Raw genomic sequence first — 24,576 nt, forward strand, 5'->3', positions numbered from 1 at the left:
CATGACCACCCTGCCCATCCTGGTTGTAGAAGACGACCCCAATCTGCGTGAAGCCATTTGCGACACCCTCGAACTGGCGGGGGAGCCACTGGTCGCCGTGGATTCTGGTCCGGCGGCGATGGCGGTGCTCGATTCCCGACCGGTGGGCATCGTCGTCTCCGATGTGCGCATGGAGCCGATGGATGGCATCACCTTGCTCAAATCGATCCGCAGCCGCTGGCCGCACCTGCCGGTGGTACTGATGACCGCCTTTGCCGACGTGGATCGGGCAGTGGAGGCCATGCGCGCTGGGGCCTGTGACTTCCTCATGAAGCCCTTCGAGCCCCAGGCCCTGCTCGCCCACATCGCCCGCTACCGGCTGCCTGACATGGCCGGCGATGCCGGTGTGGTGGCCGCCGATGCGGCCTCGCGCAACCTCTTCTCCCTGGCAGCCCGGGTGGCCCAGACCGACGCCACGGTGTTGCTCACCGGCGAATCCGGCGTGGGCAAGGAAGTTGTCGCCCGCTACATCCACCGCAACTCGGCGCGCCGCGACGGCCCCTTCGTTGCCATCAACTGTGCGGCGATTCCCGATAGCCTGCTCGAAGCCACCCTGTTCGGCTACGAGAAGGGCGCCTTCACCGGCGCTACCCAGGCCCAGGCGGGCAAGTTCGAGCAGGCCCAGAACGGCACCCTGCTCCTCGACGAAGTGACCGAAATGCCCCTGTCGCTGCAAGCCAAGCTGCTGCGCGTGCTGCAGGAACGGGAGGTGGAACGGGTCGGCGGCAAGAAGCCGGTGTCCCTGGACATCCGCGTTGTCGCCACCTCCAACCGGGACATGGCCGAGGCCGTCGCCAAGGGTATCTTCCGCGAGGACTTGTATTACCGCCTCAATGTCTTCCCCTTGCCGATTCCGTCGCTGCGGCAACGGCGTGCCGATATCGTGCCCCTGGCCCGGCACTTTCTTGCCGACCGGGGCGGCAAAATCGGCCGGCCGGGCTTGTCCCTGACACCGGCCGCAGAGCACACCCTGACGGTTCACGACTGGCCGGGCAACATCCGCGAGCTGGAAAACGTCATGCAGCGGGCGATGATCCTGGCACCGGCCGACCGGGTCGATGCCGAGCATCTGCATCTGCCGGCTCGGCCTGGTGGCATGGTGACACCGCCAATGGCCGCGCCGGTACAGCCGACGGTGTCGGACTTTTCCCCAATGCCCGTCCAAACTCCGCACGGGGAGCCATTCTTCAGTGGTGTCCCCTTGGGAACCAATATCCACGCGCCTTCCAGCCTCCCCCCCGTGGAGATGCCCGCCCAGCCTGCCTTTGCGGCCGCCTCGGTTGCTGGTGATATGTCGCTTGGCTCGCCGCGCCGTACCGAGAACATGCGGGATCTGGAGCGAGAGCACATCCTGGAAACCCTGCGCGCCGTCGGCGGTTCTCGCAAGCTGGCCGTGGAGCGTTTGGGAATTTCCGAGCGTACTTTGCGTCATAAGCTCAAGCAGTACCGGGAAGCGGGGTTTCTCAAAGAGTGATGTCCCTACAGCCCAGCTGCCACTGGCCGTTAATGGTGAGAGGCCGCTTGTGAGATGGGTGGAAGAAATGCCGAGCGTTGGCTACTTCTGGCAGTTGGCCCCTGGTAGTTGGCCCATTTCCTGCTAAAGTGAGGGAAGATTTTAGGAAGACCTATGGACAGCAACGGAATCAATGACCTTCTCGGCCAGATGCGCGCCACTGCCGCCCTGGCCGCCGGCAAGCCGGCCCAGGCCGGAGCGGATGCCGCCGCTCCGGGCGGGGTTGATTTCGCCCAGGTTCTGCAAAATTCGATCAATCAGGTCAACCAGACTCAGCAGCAGGCGCAATCCATGGCGGAGAACTTCTCTGGAGGTGATCCCAACGCCAACCTGCACGAGGTCATGATTGCCCTGCAAAAGGCCAACGTTTCCTTCCAGGAAATGGTTCAGGTACGTAATCGCCTCGTGGCGGCCTATCAGGACGTGATGAACATGCAGGTGTAAGGCCTGTTTGCAGCGAGTACGGAAAAAAGGCCGGTATCGTCAGATACCGGCCTTTTTCGTTGTTTCGTTGCTATCTGCGGTATTCCCTTGCGTTACAGCATGCCGCTTTCCCGCGCCTTGCGTTCCCGTTCGATGCGGGTGATGTAGCGCTGAATGGCGGAAAGGCGAGCACCGGAGAGGTTGTCGAATTCGCAACCGATACGCAGGTAACTATTGCCGCTTTTGTTGGTGAGGAAAAATGCGTTGCGCACGATCATGTTGAAATTGATCGTACCTTCCTCCGGCAATTCTAGGCGGCAGTTGCTAAACGCGCTGTCGACCGGAAAGTCCTTGCGGTCTGCGGGCAGCATCAAGCCGATCCCGCCGCCGCTGATGTCGAGCACCGTAGTTTCCAGAATGCCTTCCTCGGTCGGAATGAAGCATTTGAGGGGGCTCGCCAATGGCGTGGAAAGGCGGAAATACTCCCGTCGTTGCAGGCGCAGGATCGATTCGGGGATGGCGCCGGAAAACGCTGGCCGTCCTTCGTAGGTCGTTGCGCTCAGGCCGGGCAGGGAAAACTGGACTTTTACCTTGTCCAGGGACGAGGTGAATACCACCTTGTCGGCCCCCTGGACCTTGCGGTTCATTTCGTCGTTGCTGCCGTAATCAAACACGAGCTCATCCCCATCCACCTCGATCAGGGAGGTGAGGAAAAAGGAGTTGCCGTGGTCGAAATGGGCGGTGACCATGCAGCCCTTTTGTTGGAGCGCACGGAGCAGGAACAGCATTTCACTGCGGGAGAACAGCAGGTACTTGCTGTAATGGTCTGATTCTTCGAGATCGAAGGGCGAGGTCAGATTTTCTGCTCCCTGCGCCTGTTCGTTATCGGGCATGTTGTATCTCGTGGGCCAGCGGGCAAATGGTGGTGCGGATGGTGCGATCCCTCAGTCTTTGACATGAGCGGCATGAGACTGGGTGCCCTGATTTGCGGCAGAAGTTTAATCCATCCACGGCGGGATCGGCGCGAAAAAAGTCCGTGTTACGGCGAATTCACGGCCTGGTCAGGTCGTATTGGGTGGGCCGGACCTTTGAACAGCGGGGGCGTTTCGTTGGATCCGCCGCTTTCGATGCGATACAGCCAGGCAAGCAGTTCGGCAACGGCCACGTAGAGCTGGGGGGGGATGCGGTCATCAAGATCGACCTGCATCAGTAAGGCCACCAACTCTGGTGATTCATGCACGTAGACGCCATGTTCCCGGGCACGGGAAATGATTTCCTCGGCAATCACGCCCCGTCCCTTGGCGACGACCCGGGGCGCAACGTCCGCCTCGAGATAGGCCAGGGCGACCGCGCTCTTGAGGTTGTCAGCCTTGGTCATGGCGCTGGATATCGACGGCGGTGAGGGCCAGCCCGGCATCGGCCAGGGCCTGGTGCAGGGCCGGGGTGGCGTTTTGCAGTCGCTCGCTGGTTTCGGCCGGCGCCGTCATGTGCAAGGTAAGGTTGCTGCCCTGGAGGCGTAGTTCGGCGTCAATGCCTCCCAGGGAGGGCAGCTGCAGGTGCAGGCTGGTCTGCCAGCGGGGGGCTTCCTCCCCACCACTGCTCCGTTGCTTTTCCTCTTCGCTGATTTCCCAGCGCATATCCTGCCCCGGCCAAACCTGGCCCTGCCAGGCAAATACCTGATTGGCCAGGGCGGCGAGCTGTTGCTGCACTAGCTGCGTGGCTTCGGGGGCTACGGCCGGGGTGCCCGCGCCTGGCAGACTGGCGGGCGGTGGTAAGGGGGATTGGGCGGCCGATGCTGCGCTTTCGTTTCGCGAGGAGGTCAATAGCGGTGCGTCGGCTGGCCCGGCGGGGGACGTTGCGGCGGTGGAGGGTAATGTCAGCAGTCGCGATAGCTTCCCCTGGGGTTCGGCCAGGAGCGCTTCCCGCGGCATTTGACCTCCGATCCACTTGCCTTGATGGGATTCATAGAACATCCCACTGGTGCCAACCGCCTGCTGCAGCGCGCGGGCAAGCTGTGGCGTTGCCGTATCGTCGTTGGGGGGGGTGGCGAGAATTGGTGCGCCGCTATTGAGGATTGCCCCCTTGTTCTGGGCTTGGGAGTTGTCCCCACTCAACAGCGTGCTGATCAGCTTGCCGGCTTGGCTCAGACTGGCGGTAACGCCAGAAGGCGGTGCCTGTTCTTTTTCGCCAACCTTGGTGAGGAGAGCGAGGGCCAGTCGGCCGTCGTTTTCCACCACCTCCAGTTCGAGGGAGTCCCCTGACTTGGCTGAAAACGGTAGGGCGAGTACTAACTCCCGCTGTGCCACCATCGCCCGGTAAGCCCCGTTCGGCAACTGTGCCTGAATCTCGGCCAAAACCCGTTGCCCAGGAACGAGATCGGACAGCTTGTCCGAAATCTCGCTTGCCGGGGTAAGGGGCTGAACCGTGCTCTCGCTGAGCAGCCTCAGTCGAGAAGCCAGGTCGGCGGGGATCATGCTCATGATGGCGCGACCGGAGTGGTGTCAGTCAGAACGGCGACGTGCAAACCGCCGCTGGATAGGGCTCAGGAGGGGAGTGCGCCCCAGCTTTTCAGTAACTTGCCTGCATGGGTCAGCCAGGGACCGACACGTTCTTGGACTTCGCGATCCAGATCGAGCACCCGGCGAAAGATTTCCTGCTGGCGCGGGCTGAGCGGCTGGCGCGGACCATCCAGCGCACGCAGACGCCGGATCTCGGATTCCCACTGGCTGCGCTGCTCCATCAAGGTGGTGAGGGTGTCCCACTCTTGTTTGACGGCAGCAGCAAACATTTCCTCCGAACAGCTGAGGAAAGCCTCATAGGGGTCTGATGATCCCGTGGCAGTGATGGACATAGGGTTGTGACGTTGGTGCTATCGGGCGGCGGGGGCGGTTTCGGGGCGGTCGCCGATTTCTTCCCAGGCCGAGTGGATTTGGGCGAGCAGCCCCAGTACTTCGTCCAGTGCGGCTGGCTCGTTCTTCAGGTTGGCAAAGAGCAGACGATCCGACATGTATTCGTACAACGCTTGGAGCTGTACAGCCAGGCTGCCGCCGGCCTCAAGATCAAGGCTGGCCTTGAGCCCATTGTTGATGATGTCGATGGCTTTGGAAATGGAGGCGCCTTTGGCGGCAATTTCCCCATTCGACATCTGTAACTTGGCGGCAAGAATTGCCGCTTTGGCGCCTTCAAACAGCAGCAGAATCAGCTTGTGCGGGCTGGCCGATTCCACCGATGTTTCCACGCCCACCGTTGCATAGGCGGCAATGGGGTTGCGGCTAACAAACATGTAAGTCCTTTGGGCCCGCCTTACTTGCTCAGGCTGGCCAGTTGCTGGGTCAGGTAGGTGCTGGTCTGGTTCATTTTCGACAAGAGCGTATCCAGCGCCGTGTATTGTGCCCGATAGCGCGCTTCAAGAGCGGTCAGGCGGGTACTCAGTTCGTCGCGGCGCTTGCCGATATCCTTGATCGTGGCGTTGATGCCGTCCGTTTTGGCGTTGAAAATGCCCTTCGAATCCAGCAGGCCGGTCAATACCTGATCAAGGTGCTGAGCGAAACCCCGGTCGAAGGTGACCGTGCCGCGGTCGCCAAGCGTATCGCCCTTGATGGTCAATTTCAGCCCGTCTGCCCCGCCGGAGCTGCCGGTCAAATCCTGGCCACTGCCCAAGGCGGGGTTGCCGCCAATGGTGCCGGCAACGTTTACACCGACAGTGTTGGTCCGGGAGGCGCCAAACAGGCTGGAAGCGCCGTCACCCGAGACGGTTACATCGGACGTGGAGCCGTACTTGTTTGACGTGATCTTCAGCGCCCCCGAGCCCGTGCCGCTGGCCGTGGTGGTGGTGCCAAATAGCGCGCTGGCTCCGGCGCCTGCCAAGGTAATCTGGGATGTTGAACCGTAAGAGGGAGAGGTCAGTGAGAGCACGCCATCCTTGACGTCGACCTGTATTTTGCCGGCACCGAAGGCGGTGTTGATCTTGCTCTGCAGGTCATTGACCAGATCGCCTGGATTGGCGTAGCTGGCAGCCAGGGTAATGTCCTGTCCGGTGCCCCCGTCCAGGCCGATGTTCAGCGTGGTTCCGCCGGCGGCGGCCAGGTTGGCTGCCGTGCTACCGGTAAGCTTGGCCTGGGTACCGTCGAAGCCTACCGCCACACTGCTGCCGGCGCTGCTGATGGCTCCAGCGCCATTGACCTTGGACTGAATCTCGGCGATCAGTTGCTTGGGGGAATAGTTGCCGGTCGCCAGGGTGACCGTTGCCGAGATGCCGTCAACCTTGAAAGTCAGTGTCTTGTTGCTATCGTCGATAGTGTAGGTCGGTGCGGCACTGCCAATCAGTTTGCCCTGGGTGGCCAGTTGGGTGATGTTTACCGCGTAGCTGCCCGGTTGTGCATTCTTGTTCGCGGAAGTGAACGAAACCAGGCTGTCAGTGGACTTGCCCATGCTGGCAAAGAGGGCTGCCACATCTTTGGTGGTGTCGCTGAAAGCGTTACCCAACTTGGTCGAATCGATCGCCAAGGTGCCATTCTGTTGCTGCGTGATGCCAATATCCGAGAGGCGGCGGAAGCCGCCGGCAGCAGCCGTCAAGGGGGTGCTGATGGCAGTACGCAACTGGGAGATGGCCGTGCGCACGGTAGCGTCGCCTTGCAGGATGGCTGATGTCTTGGTACTGGCGTCGTACTTGGATGCGTCGCCTAGGGCCTTGATTGCATCGTTGTAGGCCTTGACGAAGCTTTCCACCGCCTTGCGACCGTCGCTGTTGTCGCGGTTGACCGTTACCGTGGTGGTCTTGCCGACCTCGGCCTTGGTCAGGTTGAGGGAAACACCCTCGATCGCATCGGTAATCAAGTTGGAAGACTTGGTGATCGGAATACCATCGATCACAGCCTTGGCATCCTGGGCCGACAGGGTTTCCGTCATGTTCTTGCCGCTGCCGGCAGCTTTGGTCTGGTCAAAGGCGATTTGCGACAAACCGGTACCATCGTCGTTGTTGCCGTCGCTATCTTCTACCGTGATTTTCAGGCTGTTGGCGGTGCCGCTGTCCTTGGACGAAATGATCAGCCGGTTACCGCTGCCGTCGTTGATGATGGACGCGTTGACGCCAGCGTTTGCCCGGTTGATGGCATCGCGAATGCCTGCCAGGCTGCTGTCGGCAGGGTTGATGGTGATGGTGGTGGGGCTTTTGTTGGGGTTGGCCGAGAACGTGTTGCTGGTGCTGTCGTAGGTGCCGAACTGGATGGTGACCTTGCCTTGCCCAACCGCCGTATTCGTATTGGTGAACAGGCCAGACTTGACCTTCTGCGCTTGGGCGAGCGCCTGGACTTCCACGGAGAAGCTACCCGTCGCCGCAGTGGCTGAGGCGGTTGCCGTCAGATAGTCGCTGGTGCTGGTGGTGGCCTTGAGCGTCGAGAACTTTGAGGCATCCTTGAGGCCGGCCAGAGCGTTTTGGAGTGAGGCCAGAGAACCCTTCAGAGAACCATAGGCAGAAATCTGCGCCTGGTAACTGGCTTCCTTTGTGTTGAGCGCCTGCAGCGGTTGCTGCTCGATGGCCATCAGTTTGCTGACAATGCCATTGACGTCGAGACCGGAGCCAATGCCGGGAGAGGTGATTGCCATAGTTGAACTCCTTTACGCTCAAAACCCGTACGCAAGCAGTACGGGGGCGGGGTCAGGCCTTTTGATTCACCAGCAACCCCTGAATGCGGTCCAATGCCTTGGCAATGGCCAGCATTTCTTCGGATGGGATCTGGCGGATGACGTCCTTGGTGGTGGCGTCTACTACCTTGACGACCATTTCACCAGTGTCATCATCCACCTGAAAACTCAGATTGCTGTTAATCGTGTTGACGAATTTCTGCACATTCTCTGCCGCATCGTTCAATTCAGCCTTGGAGGCCGGCTGACCGGGCGCAGCATTCGAATTGGTGTTAGCAGAACTCGTGCCATCCTGTAGTGCCGCTTTTTGCGCCGCGCTTCCGGCGGCAGGTGCGACTTGGGGCATGGCACCCGTATTTTGCATCCCTGTTGCTTGAACGTTCATGGCAAACCTCCTGAATTCTCAAGGAGAGAGGGCGCGGGAGCGTTGCCGCTACCGCGCCCCTTAGGCTGAACTAGCCTTTCAGCTTATCGCAGGAGCGACAGCACTTGGTTGGGCAGCGCGTTGGCCTGGGACAGCATTGCCGTACCCGCCTGTTGCAGGATCTGGCCACGGGTCAGGTTGGCGGTTTCTGCCGCGAAGTCTGCATCGCGGGTCCGAGAGCGGGAGGCCGACATGTTCTCGGAGGTGGATTGCAGGTTGGCGATGGTGGTTTCGAAGCGAGACTGGAGAGCACCGAACTTGGCGCGCTGACCATTCACTGCAGACATCGCTGCATCCACGATTGCCAGGGTGCGCTGGGCGGCATCCACCGAACTGACGTCAAGATCGCTGACCTTCTGCAACTGAGCCGATGCAGTGGTGCCGGTGAAGAAGGTAGTGGCCGCAGTGGTCGCAGTGGTGGTGATACTGAAGCTCTTATCAGAGTCCAGGGTCAGCTGACCATTCACCGTAGTGCCTTGGTTGGCGCCAACAGCCTGAGTGCCGACGTTGATGGATGCCGCTGCACCAGAGGAGGCGTTGCCGATGGCGATGCTTTCGCCGGAGGAGTTAAGCAGGGTGATGCCGTTACCGGCATCGTTCACCCGAGCGGTGACGCCAGTCTTGGAGGAGACGTCGTTGAAAGCGTTGACCGCTGCAGACAGACCATCGGCATTCACTGCGGAACCCACGGTGAAGGAGATCGTAGAGGCAGTGGTGTTGTCCGAGTAGACATCCAGCTTGTAGGAGGCCCCTGCCGTGAGACCGGTCATATCGATTTCGGTCTTGGCAGAAGCAGTAACGCCAGTGTTACCGGTAGCCTTGTTGATATTGGCGGCTACAGTCTTGGCGCTGTCGCCGGCGCTGACAGTCACAGTCTTGCTGCCCACGGCGCCGTTAATCGTAACGGTATCTGCGGCGATGGCGCTGGTCGGTTCCGTGCCGGCAACATAGGCCACGGCAGTCTTGGCGGTGGAGACCGCAGTACCCAGGGACGAATTGGCAGTCAGATCGCCACGGCTATTGGTGGCAGTGGCAGCTTGGGAACCGATCCGGTAGTTACCGTACTGATTGGTCTGGAAGTTGGCAGTGGTGGCCTGGATCGACTGACCAGCATTGGCGCCGACCTGGAAGGTGGCGGTGCCGAAGGAACCGTCGAGCAGCTTCTGGCCGTTGAACTCGGTGGTGCCGGCGATGCGGTTCAGTTCCGAGGTCAGCTGACCAACTTCGGCGTTCAGGGCCTGACGGTCGGAAGCGGAGTTGGTGGCGTTGGAGGATTGCACTGCCAGTTCGCGGATACGCTGCAGAATGTCGCCGGAGGACTGCAGGGCGCCTTCAGCCGTTTGCGACATGGAAATGCCGTCGTTGGCGTTGCGCTGAGCCTGGCTCAGACCGCGGATCTGGGCGGTGAAGCGCTCGGAAATGGCCAAGCCGGCGGCGTCATCCTTGGCGCTGTTGATGCGCAGGCCGGAAGACAGACGCTGCAGGGAGGTCTGCAGGGAGCTTTGCGAGGTGTTCAGGTTCCGCTGTGCGTTGAGCGAGGAAACGTTGGTATTGATGACGGAAGGCATGACTTTCTCCTTAAGAACTCGAAACCGGCTCGGCACCTACCACGCACTGACCGGGATTGCTTTCGGGTAACTACCCTTGTGTCCTTTTACGGCGTGGTGCAGGGGAAACTTTAGAGGGTTTAGCTATTTTTTTTTCTGGTCAGGGAGTCCTGCTGTAATCCCTGGCCAGCGCAGTCCCTTATCCGTTCCGACTTGCCCCTTCCCCTTGGGCAGAAAGGGGGCGGATTGGGGACGTAGTGGTTTGGACTGTCGCATCAGTCCGGTAACCAGGCCCGGGTCCAGTCATCAAGGTGCTCCTCAAGGAGGTAGTGGGTACGAATGTGGGCTTGCAGTGCATCGCCCTCTGCGGCACTCCGCTGTGGGTCATGGGCAAGCTCACGAATCGCTTTGATCCAGTCTTGGGCTCGGTTTCGCAGGCGAGTGACCGGGAAGGTGCCTTGGTATGGCGTGATGTCAGTGCAAATGACCGGGTAACCGAGAATTCCGTACTCAAGGAGCTTGAGCGAACTCTTCGCCTCATTGAAGGAGTTGATCTCCAGCGGGGCGATGGCCACATCGAGGTTCAGGCGGGCCAGCGCCGCCGGATAGGCGTGCATCGATACAGGGGCGTGGATTTCACGCAGATGGCGGTGTAGCGAGGCCGGGGGCGTGCCCAGAAAGATCCAGTCCACCTCATCGGACAAGGCTTCAATCACTTCGCTAATCATTGCGAGATCGCCCTCATGGCCGAGCGCCCCCGCCCACCCGACCCGTGCCTTGCCGGAGCTGCGACGGGTGGGCGTCAGATCGCGCCAGAGTTCGCCGAGCAGCCGGTTGGTGGCGACACGAATATCGTCGTGCCAATGGCGAAACGCCTGGGCCAGGGGAGGGGTGGAGACCACCAGTCGATCGCAGAGAGTGGCCGCGCGCTTAAGCCGGGCTTCCAGATCCGCCGGGAACCGACCGCGGTGGATGCTCTGCAGCGGGATCTGGGTCATCAGGTCGTCCATATCGAATAGACGTATGCCTTTCCCGTATTGTTTGCTTTTCTCTAGTTGATCAAGCTGCAAGTCCGTATAGGGGTGCTGAAAAACGAACACGTCAGGTGAAAGGCGCTCGATTTCAACCGGGTTATAAAAGGTGGTGCTATTGCAACCTTGTACCCGTCCTGCTGAGGCGAGCGCTTGCAGGGGGGCTGCTACTCGATAGTGCCCGCATCCTTGTTGATCGGCCGGCTGGGCCAAAACCAAAGGAACAGGGCGCCAGGGCAGGGGGTTGTGCGCTAACCATTGGTCCTCGTTGGGGCGATAGGCGGGCGTCGTCATGCTGTGCAGACTGTTGTAATACGGGTCCCGTGCTAGGTGATGGCGCCATTGGGCCAACAGGTTTTCCTGCTCTTGGGACCATTGAGTCGCTCTGGCGCTAGGTTCGAGTGGTGCTGCGCGGACACCGGAGGCAAGCCGAGATGGGCCATCGTGAAGTAATGTTGCCTGGGGCGTCCAAACGATGCGCCATTTTGCTTCGCGCAGGCGTAGGCAAAAATCGACCTCCGGAAGGAATACCGGGTAATGCACTTCATCGAAACCGCCCAGGTTGTCGAATATGTCCCGGCGGATTAGCAAGCATGCGGCGCTGGCCGCTGATACTTCCTGGTCAAGCGCGTAACGACCGAGATAGCCGGGATCTTCAAGGACAGCCCCTTCACCGATGAGTTCTGCGCTGCCGGACAGACCGAGTGCAATCCCCGCATGCTGGAGTCGCCCGTCAGCACTGAGCAAGCGTGCGCTTACCGCACCGATTTCGGGGCGCTCGATATGGGCGACCATACGCACCAGCCAGTCCGGGTGAAGGGCTGCGACATCGTCATGCATGAACAACAGATGCTGGCCTGATGCGTGGCGCGCGCCAAGGTTGAAGAGCGCAGTCAGCGTTGCATCCTGAGGTGCGGCGACTACCCGAAGGCCTGCGTTCCCCATGGCCTGCAATCCATCCAGAAAATTTCGTGCGTCCGGGCTGCTACTGGCATGGTCGATGACGAGGATTTCCAAGTTTGAGTAAGTCGTCTTGCCAAGTAAGGATTCGATGCAGCGGCTGAGTTGTGCGAGTCGGTTGCGGGTCGGAACAATGATGGAAACCAATGGCTGGCTTGCCAGCTGGTATTCGAGACGGAAACTGCCGGGTAGTGCGCCGGGAGTGAGTGTTGCGGATGTGTTGGTACGCGCCAGATGTTTTTCGACGGTCCGCCGGACACTTTCAAGGTCCACCGGGCGGCTATCCTGCCGGTGGAGCTGAGGCGCATTCAGGTGCCCCACAGCACTGACCTTGAAGCGCTCGGCAATCTTGAAGAGCAGATCAACGTCGGGATTGTCGCCGAGTTCAGGATCGAAACCGCCGGTGGCCATGAATGCATCCCAGCGTGCCAGAACAAGGCCCTCGACATAGGGTTGGCTGCAGGCCAACGTGGGGTCGAAGTCTGGCTTTAAGCGTGGTGAGTGTAGCTGCCCGTCTTCGGCGATGAGATCGTCATCGCTAAAGAGCACTCGCCAAAGCGGATTGCGCCGAACGGATTCAGCAGCTACCAGCAGGGCCGACGGGGTCAGCCGGTCTCCACAGCGAATAAGCCCAACCCAGTGTGTATCCTCTTGAATCAGCGCCTGATTGGCTGCTTGCAGCGGAGCGTTGTCAGCCCGTATCCAATGGAGTCGGCTGCTTTCGAGTCCGGGTGGTGCATCGGCAGGAGCGACAATCGTGAGCAGGAGGTTGTCGTAGAGCTGGCTGGTCAGTGAATTGAGTGTTGCCACCAGCGCATTTTCTTCACCGGGTTTGAGCAGGGCGACGAGGTGAAAGCGGGTTGTGAGTTTGCCCTCTCTGAGCAAGTGGTCGTAGTGCTGCGCATCGAGCTTCGAGAGCGCGAGTGAATCAAGCCAGGTTTGGTAGTCGTTAATGACTGCCTTATCCCCTGTGATGGCTTCCTCATTGGCGACGACTTGGGCTGGCGTAGCAGTTTGGATCTGGTTGGCCAGTTCACCAAGGGTGATGGATTTCCCCCCGGCGGCGCGGGGCGTGTCACCCAGTGCTGTGTAGATACGCGACAGTAATTGGCGCGCAGCGTCGTTGCCGGGGTCGTTCTGCAGTGCGTCCAGAGCGAAGCCATGGGCAGCGGCGATCGCAATTTTGGGGGACGGGAGATTCATCTTCTCCATTTGTCCAAAAAAGCGTGCTTCCAAGGCGAGGCAGGTCTCGGCCAATCGCACCTGGACCGCGGCGCTTTCCTTGCGATGTTCCGGTGTTCCAGGGCGGTGCCGGAAAACAGCCAATTTTTCCAGCGGCCAGCGATGCATGGCGCGGATGGCTACGCTGGCTGTTTCGTAGAGAGGGCCGAAGCGTTGTGCCTCTGGACTGGCGGCATAACTGAGGTTGTCCCCGTGAACCCGGTAGTCCAGCCATACATCGTCGACACGTAGTAGTTCGTGGCGGTCGAGCAGACGCAACCATAAATCGTAATCTTCGACGTAGTTGAGACTACGGTTGAAGCCGCCAATTGCATCAAGCGCCGCGCGGCGGAGCAGGACCGAAGGACCGCACAAAAAATTGCCCTGCAGTAACTGCCAACGTAAGTCCACAATTTCTTGGTTAAAAAAGTCGTGGCCTGGCCGAGGAGCGAGGGGGCGTCCTGCACTGTCAATGTAGCTGGCACGGGAGAATACAGCCGCGAGCTCGGGAGTTTTGCGTAGTTGAGCGACGGCTTGTTCAAGATGTTTCGGGCGGGTGATGTCATCGGCCCCTAGCATCGAGACGAATTCCCCTTGAGCTTGGCCCAAGGCAACATTGACGGCAGCAGCCTGCCCCCCGTTTTCTGACAAAAAAATCGCCTTGATCCGCTCGGGATATCGTTGCCGATAACGTTCAATCAGGGCCGGGCTATCGTCCTGCGATGCGTCGTCCACTATGATCAGTTCCCAGTGAGGATAGGTCTGGGCGAGTACTGAATCGATGGTGGCGCTGAGAAAGCGGGCGTAGTTGTAGGAAGGAACAATGACGCTGACGAGATTGTTTTGCAAAACTATCCCCAAACTCAATTGGTCGTGCTGACAAAGAAGCTGCGCACGGCAGCGCTGACAAATTCACAGGGTACCCCAGGCCACATCGGTAAACTTAAAGTTTGCCGTGCCCAGGATTCGCTGATGGGGAAACTGCCCGCACCCCAGCCCAGGTCGCGATAAGCCCCCTGAAGGTGCGGAGGGGTTGGATAGTGAACCAATGTTTCCACACCGTTACGCTTCAAGTGGGCTTGGAGAGTGTCGCGCTGCGGGGTACGGATGGTAAACAGATGCCATACGGGTGATGCCCACGCTGGCGTAGTTGGCAGGATCAGCCCGGGCAGCCCGGCGAGAGCCGCTAAGTAGTGGTTGGCTGCCACTTGGCGGGCTTGATTGTCAGTGTCCAACAGGGGGAGCTTGCAGCGTAGAAAGGCAGCCTGTAATTCGTCTAGGCGCGAGTTCCAGCCCTGTTTTTCATGCTGATACTTGGCGACTGCGCCGTAATTGCGTAGTTGGCGAAGGCCATGAATCAACTGAGGATCATTGCTAACAATTGCGCCTCCGTCACCCAATGCGCCAAGATTCTTGCCTGGATAAAAACTGAAGGCAGCAGCATCCCCCAGGCTTCCGATCCGGGATCCGTTCACGCGAGCGCCGTGGGCCTGGGCCGCATCCTCGATCAGACGGATGTGCCGCCCGCCGATCACTTGACGAATTGCGACAATGTCTGCGGGTTGTCCATGCAAGTGAACCGCAATGACCGCTCGCGTTTTGCTTGTGATGGCCGCTGCTACGCGTGTGGGGTCGATGTTTCCCGTGAGCGGGTCAGGCTCGACGGGTACCGGTCGGGCGCCGCTGTAGGTCACCGCCAACCAGGTGGCGATAAAGGTATGGGCGGGAACGATCACTTCGTCTCCTGCGCCGATACCGTATCCCCTCAGGATCAGATGCAGTGCGTCCAGTCCATTGCCCACCCCCAGGCAATGCTTCGCTTCACAATAGGCAGCAAATTCCTGTTCGAAGGCTTCAACTTCCGGTCCTAGAACAAACCAATTGGAATCGAGTACCCGCATGGCGGCCGCATCCAATTGGTGGCGTAAGGGGCGATGGATTGCTGCAAGATCAAGAAATGGAACTACGCTGCTCATCGCAGGCCTTTCGCCAACTGGAGAGCCGCTGCGGAGAAGTCGTTGTAATTGCGGAAATAGTCAGCCTCATCATAGATATCCGAGGCCAAAACCATGCATACGGAGCCTGACGAAAAATTATCGATCTCCCGCCACATCATCGGGGCGATATAGAGCCCGTAGTAGGATCGGTTGAGGTGATGGCGTCGTTTGTGGGTGCCGTCATCCAGAACGATGTCAAAGCTGCCGGACATAGCAATCACTACCTGGTGCAGGTTGCGGTGTGCATGCCCACCGCGTTGAGCACCACCTGGAACGTCATACAGGTAATAAACCCGCTTGATGTCGAAGGGGATGTGATGACCGCCCTCAACAAAAGTAAGGTTGCCGCGAGGGTCGTGGATGATCGGAAATTCAATGATTTCGCATTGTTCAATACCCATGGCCGCTCCATCGATTAGGGGGGATTTACCCATAGCTGCGACGGTGTGTCAGGGCTAGGGTTTTCAGTACGGGGTGGATGATATAGAACGTGGTGCCCTCCTCTGGTTGTTTTTCTCCGGTGGGTAGGGCAAGGGTGTCAACGTAACGACTCAGGGCTTTGATCAGTACAGCGGCCCGCAGTGTGTTGTCGTAGACGTAGTCCACGTCGCAGCCTGGTGGAGGGGGCGGATATTGGACTCGCTCTAGCAACTGGCCCGTATCGAGCCCCGCATCCAGGCGCATTAGGGAGGCACCTGGGGGCTCGCCCATGAGTAGGGAGTAGTAGACCGTGGTGCTGCCGCGGTAATCCGGCAGCCAACCGCCATGTACATGGAGCACTGGCGCCAAGTCGAGAATTGATTGTGGAACCAGCTGTCCCGGGTAACCCGAAAACACGATACCTGCTATCGGTTTTTGGTTCTCCAGCGTTGCATGCAGGGGAAGTGAGGCAATGTCCGGGCTGTCTACGCTATGCCATGCCCAACCATTGTTGAGCAATGCTTGCTCCAGGGAAATTCTGGCATCCGGCCATGCGTTGCCGAGAATGGGATTTCCCACGCCGAGTGCTGTTTCGGGAACGGGCTGGGCGTCTGTGTCGGTTCCATAGACGACAACTTCCGCAGGCCGTAGGCCGGCTGATCCGAGTGCCTGTACGTAGACGCTGCTCCTGGCTGTTCGGGCCAGGAGTAAGGTGATATGTGGCAGGAGCGTCATTGGTACTCTGTTTTGCTGCGGAGTTCGGCTTCAAGGGTGGCAACGCACTCGGCTTCGTCGTGGATACGCTGGGTGAGTGTGAGGTGTTGTTCTGTTGTCATGTCTTCCGCATAGGCACAAAGCAGATCCAGAACCTTGAGCAAGGCGTTTAGATAGGTGAGTCGTCGTTGGCAGCGCCATGCACGGGTGAGGAGCAAGGCAAAAGCCAGATACCGATCCAAGTTGCGATAGTCGCTACTTCGTACCCCGCGTCCATGTGGGTCGAGATAAGCGTAAAGACGGTGACCCGCCTCAAAGCGTTGGACAAGATTGTCGATTGCGGGCCAGAGGGGGGTGAGGGTAGGTGAGGTCGTTGCAAGTAACTGACAGCAGTTATCGATCACCTCGTCAGTACTCTGCCAGTCAGGTTCCGGGGATGGGGCCGGAGGGTCGATTGCGGGCGAGAGCGTGCCACGGCAAGAGGATGTAAGGGCTTTACGCCGACTTTCCCGCCACAAAACCAAATATGAGTCGTCCGAAACTGCAAGGTAATCGTAGCGAGGGCGATCATCGAGCGGATTGCCGCATGAAAAGGGATAACCGTTCACCAAAGGTCGTTTCCGGAAAGAGCTTGCATGATTTGTTCGGCGTGAAGCTCCGGTGGCTCATGGGTACGCCCGGTGTCAAAGATGAAATCCGGCGTTGATGGGGGGGGGAAGGGAATGTGCACGCCTACCACATTTGCCATGCGTCCTTCTGCTGCCGCTTGGTAGAGCCCTTTCGTATCCCGTGTCCGTAAAACGGCCTGTGAGGGGTTTAGGAATACTTCCCTATAGCTGGAGTAGCGCGTGCGATTAGCCAACAGAATGTCGGGAAATATTGCCAGTATGCTGCATACAACATTGATTTTTTGGGCGTCGAGCCAGGCGCAGATGGCGGCGATACGTTCGGCATTGCGCCTCCGTCCGTCCAGGGAATAGGCATTGGGATCGCCAGCGTCGTTGCAGAAGGCGCGGATTATGTCGCCATCGACATGGACGACGCCCTTGCCTTCCTGGCGTAGACGAGTGCAGAGGGCTGCTCCGAGGGTGCTTTTCCCCGAACCGGAGAGACCTACCAGCCAGATAACCATTCAGATTTCCGATAGATGCAATGATTTTGTGATGTGCTCGATATTTTGCAGGATGTCGGCAACGACTTTCGAGGAAAAGCCGTAGTACGGAGCAAAGAAGATTTTACGTAGTTGGGCCCTGATGCGGCGCTGCTCTTCCCAAAGGGTGGCATTGTGTAAAGTTCTACGAATGATTTGGGTATCTGGGGTGCTGACATGGGGCAACACGGCGCGCAACTCCGCATCGGCCGAAGCCGTCCCGACAAGAGGATCGTTAACAGCTCCCGGCAGATCGAGGAGAAGGATGCTTTTATCGACGTAAATACCGCCAAACATGGGGCCGCCGTAATCACAAAGCAGGTAGTCGGCAGCTACGTAGCACATCACATTGTCGATTGGGGTGTCGATTACGGCAGTGAATGGCAATTGGCGGAGAAAGGCGGCAGCCCCCGGATCCGATTCGTCGAGCAGGGGGTGCAGCTTGACGACGACGTTGTATTCATCGGTTAGTGCGGAGATCGCTTGCCCGTACTGACGTATCGACGCTAGTTCTCCCCAAGTCGGGAGCCAGACGATGGTTTGTCGATCGGGGATGCAGGCGAATTCACGCAGGACAGTGGCTTTGTCGAATTCCCCATTGAAAAACCCATCAAAGCGGGGGTATCCCACTTCCAGCTTGAGGGTGTTTTCGCAGTAGGCGAGGCGTTCGGCTTGGAAGGGGCCGAAGCAGAGGATGAGGTCGTACAGCTTGTTCCAGTCGGCGAAATTCCACTGGGCTTTGCCCAAGGCGTACATCATCCGGATATTGTAGTCGCCCAGCTCCTGCAGGATATTCGGATCACCGGCAGAAAAAGGGTGGTTGGACACGAGGTGGCTGAAGTGGCGCCCCTGTTGTCGTGCTACCTCCACCGGAATGGCGTCAATTCCGTGCGCCTGATAGAAACGACAGAGTGATTGCGGATCTTCGTGGACGTTGCCGACGATTACGGTGTAAGTGCCGCTGCCCAACTGCTTCCAGATGCGGTGATAGTGGTTGTATAGATCAGCGCTGTGCACCATGAAGCCCACGCTGGCAAGCTTGCCGGAAACCCGGTGGGTTGGTGCCGATGGTGAGGTTGTACGGGGAGACGTGCCAGTACACAATTGCTGCCAGGCTACGGGCGTTAAGCGGGAGAGGATTCGCGGGGCTAGGGTTGTCATCTCCGCCGGTGGCGGTGATGGCGTGGCTTCTACTTGCTCACGCTCAAGCTCTGCACATTTCTGCTCCAATACTGCGATTCTGGCTTCGTATTCCTGGTTTAGCTGAGCTAGGGGGGAGTTGCTGCGAAGGTCTTTTAGCAGGCGTGCCCAGACGATTGGAGAAAGACATGTGTGCCGTTCCAAAATGTCGCGGATGGCGAATATGGCATCTGGGTCGGCAGAGTCTAGGTGCAGGATTTGCCCGTACAGTTCGAGGGCCCGATCCAGGTTGGCTTGTGCATGATGTATGGGGGCGAGCAGCCGCAGCGTGGCGATATCGCATGCGTTTTGCTGGCTTGCTTTGATCAGCGCAGTTTCAAGCAAATCCTGAGCCGCTACGGTGTCCCCTTGGTCTAAGGCATAGTGGCCAAGATCACGGTAGGCTGCCCAGCAATCAGAGTCGCTTTCCGCGAGTCGAAGCAACGCTTCAATCCCTGCCTGGACGTTTCCGGCGGCGAGCTGCGCCTTGGCTTCTTGGTAGCATTTTTCGTCGTTGGCAGACATGCGAGGGGCGCTTCAGGTTAGGTTGGTGTTATTCAAAAAATGACATCATCCCAGTGACGGGCTTAGGCATGGATGGGCAGTGTCAAAGTCGGGTCCCCGTCGTAGAGAGCCAGGTCCTGAGCCGAATCGACCTCGCCCCAAGGCATCTCATTCCGTGCGAGGGCGATGGGGGCGCCGCAGGCGAGAAGCCTCGAGAGCAAGCTAGTCATGTCCAGCTTCTTGGCTGTTTCCATCGGAAGCCCCTCCAACAAGGTTTCCACTTGTGCCCAGCCGTGGGGGGTGAAGTGCAGCAGCCCCATGTACTGTCCGGCGACCTCTTCCGAAGTGCTAGGACGTTGGCCAATCTCAAGAAGAATGTTTCGGGTGCTATCGAAGCGGAAGGTTTCGGCGTCCTCTAGAGGATCGCTGAAGCGTCGGCACCATAACTCCAACCAAGCCGGGTCATAGGCGATTCCGATGTCGGCTCGGCTCGCTATCAAAGCTCGCACTGGCTGGGAGCTGTAAAAGATATCCGAGTAGCTGACGATGCAGGGTGAGGTTCGCAGCCATTGGCTGGCCTGCGTCAGGGAGTGGAGCATATTGGTGTGCTGCCAGTCCGGATTATGGAAAATTGGCAAACCGTAGCTTGTCAAGCGTTCGGCCCGGTAGCCGCTGACCAGCCCGATTTCTTCAATACCTGCATCCCGCAGGGCTTCCAGTTGCCAATCGATCAAGGGGCGACCTTTGAGGCGGACGAGTCCCTTGGGAGTTTCGTTGGTGAGGTTACCCATTCGACTGCCTCGGCCGGCAGCAAGAATGATTGCTTTCATAGTCGGTTTTGAATCAGTAGTTTTGTTGCCCGTGCCAAGTCATCTGGGGCAAAGGGCGCTTGTCGCTCGGGGTGCCACATCCAGCCTTCCCAAGGCAAGTCGAGGTGGCCTATGGCTTCGATTGTGCCATCAGGCGCTCGGGCCAGGATGCGGTAGGTGTCCGGTGCTGTCGCGAGCCCCCAAGCATGGTAGCTGTTCACTATTTGGGTAATTTCGCCACGGATTGGGTGGTGGTGGGCGACGTGTCCTGCCACCTTAATAAGAGGAGCTCCGGCGTTGGTTGCCATCATCTGCATGCCGCGGCAGATGCCAAGGAGGGGAAGGGAATGTTCTTGGGCGTATTTGAGTAGTCCCTGCTCTGTATGGTCACGGTCAGGTACTGCACCAAGGTCGTTGCCGCCGGAAAGAACGATGGCATCCGGGCGCAGGTGGGCGAGCCAGGCTGGCAGCGCCTCCGGATAGTTAGGAACCGGGATGCCTAGGCCGCCGATGGCTTCAATGAACTGCACAAGGCGCCGATCGAGGGCGTCGCGGATTTCCTGGCGTTCAGGATAGTGGTCGCAGCGCTGGCTGACGGCAACCAATTTCATGGCAGCACGACGACACGCCGGGAGGCGCAGTCAAGAACTAATTGTCGAGCTTGGCTCCACTGAGCGAACAAGCGCTCTCCTGCACCGATAACGGCAGGCAGCCCCATTTCACCGGCCCGTATGGCCATGTGGGAATTAACACCGCCGTAGGCCGTAATCAGTCCGGCGATATCGTGCGAGAAGAGCCAATCAAAACCGGGATCGGCACTGGGAATGGCGACGATGGCACCACGCAGTGCCGTGCTATTTTCCGGGGTGACGACCGGCGCAGTCACCGATTTTTGTGTGATGAAGTTCGGCTCGGTCTCCGGCAAGTGAAAGCTCCATACATCCTGCGGGGAGGTAATCAGGGGAGGGAGCCATAAGCGGCGCGTTTTTTCGTAGCGGGTACGTCCTTGGGCGATACTGTGTGCGAGCAATTCCCGTGCGTCGCCGCAGCCAGTGTGCAACTCACTAAAGACGGCAGCATCGGCAAACGACATGTCCTCGACCGAGAAGCCAAGTTCAGTCCCGAGTCCACGCATCAAGGCCATGGCATCGCTCAGGTTGCGGGTGAACACGAACTTGGCGTACTCGCGCAGTTCGATACCCGCCTGAAGGAAATCGAATAGTCCGACCACATCGATTTCCAGGCCGTGGTCCTCCAGTAAGCGGTCAATACGGCGGATTTGATCTAGCTGAAGAGAAAAGGGGCGACGTTCTCCCGAAGGGGGCTGCGCGTCATGTCGCCAAGAGAAATAATCATCCGGGGCTTCATCGTAGCGCGCCGAGAGAATATCGTAGGTGCCTGGACGCAGATGGCCATATTTTGCGAGGAAAGTGGTTCGCTCGAGGTTGGTGGTGTCCCGAGCTAATTGTCCGCTGACCGTATTTAGGCTGCTCATGAAGCCGTCGTAATCATCCTGGGAAAACACGCCGGTGCTGACCAGTGATTTGAGCATCTGCACAGCGATGAACCCTGCCCGTGCCAACCCAGCGAAGGGAAGGGTGCCGTACCGTTTGCAGTCTTCGAGAAGCCAGTAAATCCTGGTAATGGAAGGAACATCTGCAGCAAGAATTTTCTCTCGTCTCTGGGTCAAGGTTGCCAGTTTGTGCTGATCGGTACGCCACAGGCCCGTGGTGGGATGGATGATCTGGTTGGTTAGTCGGCGCAGACTATTGGTCAGGGTTTCCTGTTCTTGGGCAGAAAAACCGTGCTCACTGAGTTTGGACAAGCGCTGGGGCAGGTCAAGGGTATAGCAAGAAAAGACAATTTCGAACTCGACCTTGTCATGGAGCGTTGGTGCAGCCAGCAGTCGATCCATGTAGTAATCAACTAGGCGATCGGCTAGGCCACCTTCAATATCGCGTGGTATGAAGGAATTGAAACTGACTCGGACATCGATATAAGGCTGTCCGTGCAGATGCACCATTAGCGGGAAACTGCGCAGATTCTTGTAGCCGTAGTTGTGGCGCTGATAAGCCCAAGTCGCATCAGTGATCAACGTACGGTAAAGGGAGAGCGCTAGCGGGCGAGGGCGGGTGCCGATGATCTCAGCTGGATTCCAGTCGGGCATTACGCCAAAGACGTTAGAGCGGCCGTGCAGGAAGGGGTGAGGCTTTAATCCCTGAGCGACTTTGGTTTCGATCAGGGCTAAATCATGAAAATGGATATCTGCTGAAACTGGTGAGGTGGACAGTACGAGAGGCCTGACCTGCAGCAAATATAAGCATTCCCTTTCATCGTTTTGTGTTACTGCGAATTCAATATCAAGAGGTTGGCCGGAGAAATAACCTTCCAACTCGTCAAGTAAGGCCAATATCGGCGCCATCTTGGTTGGCGGTTGGACTTTTGTCCCTTGTGCGTGGACGAAAGTGATACCACTGCTGCCACCTGTAATGGCTGCAGTATCACTGCCTTCAACGTAATTGACGATTCGGTAGGGGGCTCCGCTCTGAGGGTCGCAGGTAAAAGCGACGCCGGTACGTATCACCCTGCTGAGCATCGGTTGAACTAGAACCTCGTCATTAGCACTTTCTGCGGTACCGTAAGAGGCCAGCACATCATCTATAGCCTGTTGCAAGGTCTTGGGTTCGAGAACATCGCGAATACTTATAAAACGACCCGCGTTGGACGCAGTCCTCTGATCTTCTTGGAGGGAACTGGATCGGACAATCAGGGGGATATTGCCGAATATTTCGCTGAGGTGCTTCTGAATAACTGCCCGATTATTCTTCCAGTCATTTGCTGTAAAGAAGCTAATGGGGGCGATTTTTGCTATTTTCAGCACTCCTTCGAGTGCTGCTAGTGTTCTAGCTTTTGTACTTAACGGAATTGCCATTCAAGTCACTTGTTAGATTGTTGATCGCCACATCATAAGCAATATCTAATCATTTTCTCTTATGGCGGGAACGGAGGCTAAGATATAAATCTCACCTGCAATATCGGGATAGCGTTCGCCAAGCTGCATGAAGGCTTCCAGCATCTCTGGTGTCCAATGTTGTTCAATTTGTCGGTTGGACACTGGCTTCATCCAGTAACCACCAAATACTTCAATGTTGAGTCCTGCCTGGTAGAAAGCGCTGCGGAAGGTTTCCGGAGTAAAAACCCGGCGATGGCCATGGTGGTGATCCATCTCGTTTAGGGCGTCTTCCTGGGGTAGAAGGCCCATGATTACTGCTGCCTGACGGTGTATGGAACGGGCATTGGGGACGGCAGCAAAGAGGCGACCGCTATCTGGCTTTAACCATTGCTTGGCCCGGGTCAGAATATCAACTGGATTCTGAACATGTTCAAGCACATGCCCTAAGATGATGTTGTCGTATTGCTCTGCAGGGGAAAAGTCCTCAAACAAGGAGTGCACAACTTGTGCTTGAGGAAAACGTTTCCGCAGATCGTCACAAAATAGGCGCGAACCTTCAACCAGGGTGAGGCTTTGGCCGGTAGTAGCGAGGAGCTCGGTCATCACACCTTCGGCTGGCCCCATCTCAAGAAGGGAGGATCCCGTCAGGTAACGCTGGGCGATGTGAAAAGAATGCTTGATGGTCGCCGCATTGGCGCCAGCGGCATATAGCGAAACGTTTGAAATGCGTTCCAGATGGTCTTGCTCGTCGTGGGGCACTTGGAGTTCCTCGAGGAAATTTTGATATTTGACGCTATTTATTGGTGAGAGATGAATTCCAGCATCAACCCGTTTCTGAACATGACGAAGCTGATATTGCGCCCACCGAAGGCGATGGCCGAAACCGGCGCCACGGTTATGCGAGCTCGCTGGTTGCGTGCCCAGGCTAACGCTTCCTGCAGGTCTCCAACCTGATAAGCAAAGTGATACATCTTGATTCCCGCATTGAGCCAGGGGGTTAGGGTAGTTGCCCCAGGGAGATTTTCCAGTAGCTCGATGCGTGGGCCGGGCCCCGTGAGAAAACAACCGGCCACGCCCTGAATGGTGTCGGCAAATGTTTCACCTTCTTGACGGTAGCCGAGTAGGGTAAAAAGACCTCGTTCCTTTGCCAAAGATGTGGTCGCGTAGCCGATGTGGTGAAATTCGAAGTCGGTCGGCAACTCAGGCACCGACGAGGTTTCAAGCACGTTGTAGCCTCCGGGCGGTCATCTGAGCTAATTTCTCCAGTTGGGGGGCGATGTACTCCCAAGATGAGAGGTCTGTCTGGTGTTCTACGGCGTCGACACGGCGGTCGCCAAGGTTGAAATGGCCAGGCAGGAGTCGGCGAGCGGTAATGCCGCACGAGTCATGGAAAGACACCACCTTAATGTTGTCCGCCATCGTCCGGCAGAACACGCGCTCCAGTTTTAGCTGTTCAAAGGCGCACCGGTAGATCAACCAGGCACTCTCAACCGCAGCCAAGGAGGTGGGCTTGAGAATCCAGCGCCCCCATTCGCCACAGGCAGCGTTGGAGTCAATGTCGTAGATAGAAATCAGCCCTTCCGCCGCGCCTGTTACGCGGCTCTCCACCACGAAGTAATAGTCGCCGGGGCGGGTGTAGTAACGCTTCAGCCAGGCCAATTGATCATCCAGACTTGGCGAGGTGGCGTGCAGGTAACGGTTTAACGCTGAATTGTTGCGCAACTCCAGCACCAGTAGCGCATCTTCGTCTGTAATCGGGCGCAGTCGGAAGGCAGGCCCAGACAGGGAAATGTCATGCCGCATGCCGGGCCAGTGCTCTGTCTACAATGTGGCTCACGCTATCGAGACCGGGGAGTTCCTCTTCTGAGAATTGCAGGCCAAGTTCGTCCTCCACGGCAAAGATGACCTCGATGTGCTTGAGAGAATCCCACTGGGGGGTGTTTTTGCGCGTGCTGTTGGGATGTACAGGGCACTTTAGCACTGTAGAAAGTACCGTCAGCACGACGGCTTCAATCTGCTGGCTATCCATATTCGGTAGGGATTCCTTGC

Annotated in this window: 24 protein-coding genes; 2 read left to right on the forward strand and 22 right to left on the reverse strand. The window is 58.2% G+C overall.

Translation table 11 applies throughout. The annotated features are described in order from the left end of the window. Nucleotide 1 precedes the first annotated feature (1 nt). Complete coding sequence (locus OTERR_RS04615; protein WP_054620483.1) at nucleotides 2–1,513, forward strand: sigma-54-dependent transcriptional regulator; 1,512 nt, start codon at nucleotides 2–4, stop codon at nucleotides 1,511–1,513. 153 nt (nucleotides 1,514–1,666) lie between these two features. Next, on the forward strand, nucleotides 1,667–1,996 hold the full coding sequence (fliE, locus tag OTERR_RS04620; protein ID WP_054620482.1) for a flagellar hook-basal body complex protein FliE: 330 nt from the start codon (nucleotides 1,667–1,669) through the stop codon (nucleotides 1,994–1,996). 92 nt (nucleotides 1,997–2,088) lie between these two features. Here the strand turns inward: fliE and OTERR_RS04625 are convergent, their stop codons facing one another. The 22 genes from OTERR_RS04625 to OTERR_RS04730 form a co-directional block, all read right to left on the reverse strand. After that, entirely contained in the window at nucleotides 2,089–2,868 is a 780-nt protein-coding gene (locus tag OTERR_RS04625; protein ID WP_054620481.1) for a flagellar brake protein, read from the reverse strand. Nucleotides 2,869–3,014: 146 nt separating this feature from the next. Beyond that, nucleotides 3,015–3,353: an EscU/YscU/HrcU family type III secretion system export apparatus switch protein gene (locus tag OTERR_RS04630; protein ID WP_149424997.1), complete on the reverse strand. Its 339-nt coding sequence runs from the start codon at nucleotides 3,351–3,353 to the stop codon at nucleotides 3,015–3,017. Beyond that, complete coding sequence (gene fliK, locus OTERR_RS04635; RefSeq protein ID WP_187775307.1) at nucleotides 3,340–4,449, reverse strand: flagellar hook-length control protein FliK; 1,110 nt, start codon at nucleotides 4,447–4,449, stop codon at nucleotides 3,340–3,342. Before fliK ends, OTERR_RS04630 begins: the two co-directional genes overlap by 14 nt. 68 nt (nucleotides 4,450–4,517) lie before the next feature. Continuing rightward, nucleotides 4,518–4,826, reverse strand: coding sequence for a flagellar protein FliT (locus OTERR_RS04640; protein WP_149424999.1), 309 nt, complete (start codon nucleotides 4,824–4,826; stop codon nucleotides 4,518–4,520). 18 nt (nucleotides 4,827–4,844) lie between these two features. Beyond that, nucleotides 4,845–5,258 (reverse strand): flagellar export chaperone FliS, encoded by a 414-nt coding sequence (fliS, locus tag OTERR_RS04645; protein ID WP_149425000.1) that lies wholly within the window; start codon nucleotides 5,256–5,258, stop codon nucleotides 4,845–4,847. Nucleotides 5,259–5,278: 20 nt separating this feature from the next. Further along, nucleotides 5,279–7,579, reverse strand: coding sequence for a flagellar filament capping protein FliD (fliD, locus tag OTERR_RS04650; RefSeq protein ID WP_149425001.1), 2,301 nt, complete (start codon nucleotides 7,577–7,579; stop codon nucleotides 5,279–5,281). A gap of 52 nt (nucleotides 7,580–7,631) precedes the next feature. Continuing rightward, nucleotides 7,632–8,003: a flagellar protein FlaG gene (locus OTERR_RS04655; RefSeq protein WP_246154335.1), complete on the reverse strand. Its 372-nt coding sequence runs from the start codon at nucleotides 8,001–8,003 to the stop codon at nucleotides 7,632–7,634. An 83-nt stretch (nucleotides 8,004–8,086) separates the two neighbouring features. Further along, a complete protein-coding gene (locus OTERR_RS04660) occupies nucleotides 8,087–9,610 on the reverse strand; it encodes a flagellin N-terminal helical domain-containing protein (RefSeq protein ID WP_149425002.1) in 1,524 nt (507 codons plus the stop codon). Nucleotides 9,611–9,864: 254 nt separating this feature from the next. Continuing rightward, entirely contained in the window at nucleotides 9,865–13,650 is a 3,786-nt protein-coding gene (locus tag OTERR_RS04665; protein WP_149425003.1) for a glycosyltransferase, read from the reverse strand. A gap of 14 nt (nucleotides 13,651–13,664) precedes the next feature. Continuing rightward, nucleotides 13,665–14,702 (reverse strand): DegT/DnrJ/EryC1/StrS family aminotransferase, encoded by a 1,038-nt coding sequence (locus OTERR_RS04670; protein WP_246154336.1) that lies wholly within the window; start codon nucleotides 14,700–14,702, stop codon nucleotides 13,665–13,667. Between the two features lie 71 nt (nucleotides 14,703–14,773). Further along, the gene (locus tag OTERR_RS04675) at nucleotides 14,774–15,199 is read right to left on the reverse strand and encodes a sugar 3,4-ketoisomerase (protein WP_149425005.1); all 426 of its coding nucleotides are present in this window, start codon (nucleotides 15,197–15,199) and stop codon (nucleotides 14,774–14,776) included. Nucleotides 15,200–15,224: 25 nt separating this feature from the next. Next, nucleotides 15,225–15,953: a formyltransferase family protein gene (locus tag OTERR_RS04680; protein WP_149425006.1), complete on the reverse strand. Its 729-nt coding sequence runs from the start codon at nucleotides 15,951–15,953 to the stop codon at nucleotides 15,225–15,227. After that, nucleotides 15,950–16,540 carry a hypothetical protein gene (locus OTERR_RS04685; protein ID WP_149425007.1) on the reverse strand — a complete coding sequence of 197 codons (591 nt, stop codon included), beginning with the start codon at nucleotides 16,538–16,540 and terminating at the stop codon, nucleotides 15,950–15,952. Before OTERR_RS04685 ends, OTERR_RS04680 begins: the two co-directional genes overlap by 4 nt. Further along, nucleotides 16,537–17,064: an adenylyl-sulfate kinase gene (locus OTERR_RS04690; protein WP_149425008.1), complete on the reverse strand. Its 528-nt coding sequence runs from the start codon at nucleotides 17,062–17,064 to the stop codon at nucleotides 16,537–16,539. Before OTERR_RS04690 ends, OTERR_RS04685 begins: the two co-directional genes overlap by 4 nt. Then, nucleotides 17,065–18,786 carry a CDP-glycerol glycerophosphotransferase family protein gene (locus OTERR_RS04695; protein ID WP_149425009.1) on the reverse strand — a complete coding sequence of 574 codons (1,722 nt, stop codon included), beginning with the start codon at nucleotides 18,784–18,786 and terminating at the stop codon, nucleotides 17,065–17,067. A gap of 62 nt (nucleotides 18,787–18,848) precedes the next feature. Continuing rightward, on the reverse strand, nucleotides 18,849–19,556 hold the full coding sequence (locus tag OTERR_RS04700; RefSeq protein ID WP_223116002.1) for a phosphocholine cytidylyltransferase family protein: 708 nt from the start codon (nucleotides 19,554–19,556) through the stop codon (nucleotides 18,849–18,851). A 35-nt stretch (nucleotides 19,557–19,591) separates the two neighbouring features. Next, nucleotides 19,592–20,185: a gamma-glutamyl-gamma-aminobutyrate hydrolase family protein gene (locus OTERR_RS04705; protein ID WP_149425011.1), complete on the reverse strand. Its 594-nt coding sequence runs from the start codon at nucleotides 20,183–20,185 to the stop codon at nucleotides 19,592–19,594. Then, nucleotides 20,182–22,506 carry a PEP/pyruvate-binding domain-containing protein gene (locus tag OTERR_RS04710; protein WP_149425012.1) on the reverse strand — a complete coding sequence of 775 codons (2,325 nt, stop codon included), beginning with the start codon at nucleotides 22,504–22,506 and terminating at the stop codon, nucleotides 20,182–20,184. The genes OTERR_RS04705 and OTERR_RS04710 overlap by 4 nt, the downstream gene beginning before the upstream one ends. Nucleotides 22,507–22,551: 45 nt before the next feature. Continuing rightward, a complete protein-coding gene (locus OTERR_RS04715; protein WP_149425013.1) occupies nucleotides 22,552–23,286 on the reverse strand; it encodes a class I SAM-dependent methyltransferase in 735 nt (244 codons plus the stop codon). 38 nt (nucleotides 23,287–23,324) lie between these two features. Next, nucleotides 23,325–23,753, reverse strand: a complete 429-nt coding sequence (locus tag OTERR_RS04720) for a VOC family protein (protein WP_149425014.1) — start codon at nucleotides 23,751–23,753, stop codon at nucleotides 23,325–23,327. Next, nucleotides 23,746–24,330 carry a GNAT family N-acetyltransferase gene (locus tag OTERR_RS04725; protein ID WP_149425015.1) on the reverse strand — a complete coding sequence of 195 codons (585 nt, stop codon included), beginning with the start codon at nucleotides 24,328–24,330 and terminating at the stop codon, nucleotides 23,746–23,748. Before OTERR_RS04725 ends, OTERR_RS04720 begins: the two co-directional genes overlap by 8 nt. Then, nucleotides 24,320–24,556: an acyl carrier protein gene (locus OTERR_RS04730; protein ID WP_149425016.1), complete on the reverse strand. Its 237-nt coding sequence runs from the start codon at nucleotides 24,554–24,556 to the stop codon at nucleotides 24,320–24,322. Before OTERR_RS04730 ends, OTERR_RS04725 begins: the two co-directional genes overlap by 11 nt. Nucleotides 24,557–24,576: the final 20 nt, after the last annotated feature.

The sequence above is a fragment of the Oryzomicrobium terrae genome (assembly GCF_008274805.1).
Taxonomy (GTDB): Bacteria; Pseudomonadota; Gammaproteobacteria; order Burkholderiales; family Rhodocyclaceae; genus Oryzomicrobium; species Oryzomicrobium terrae.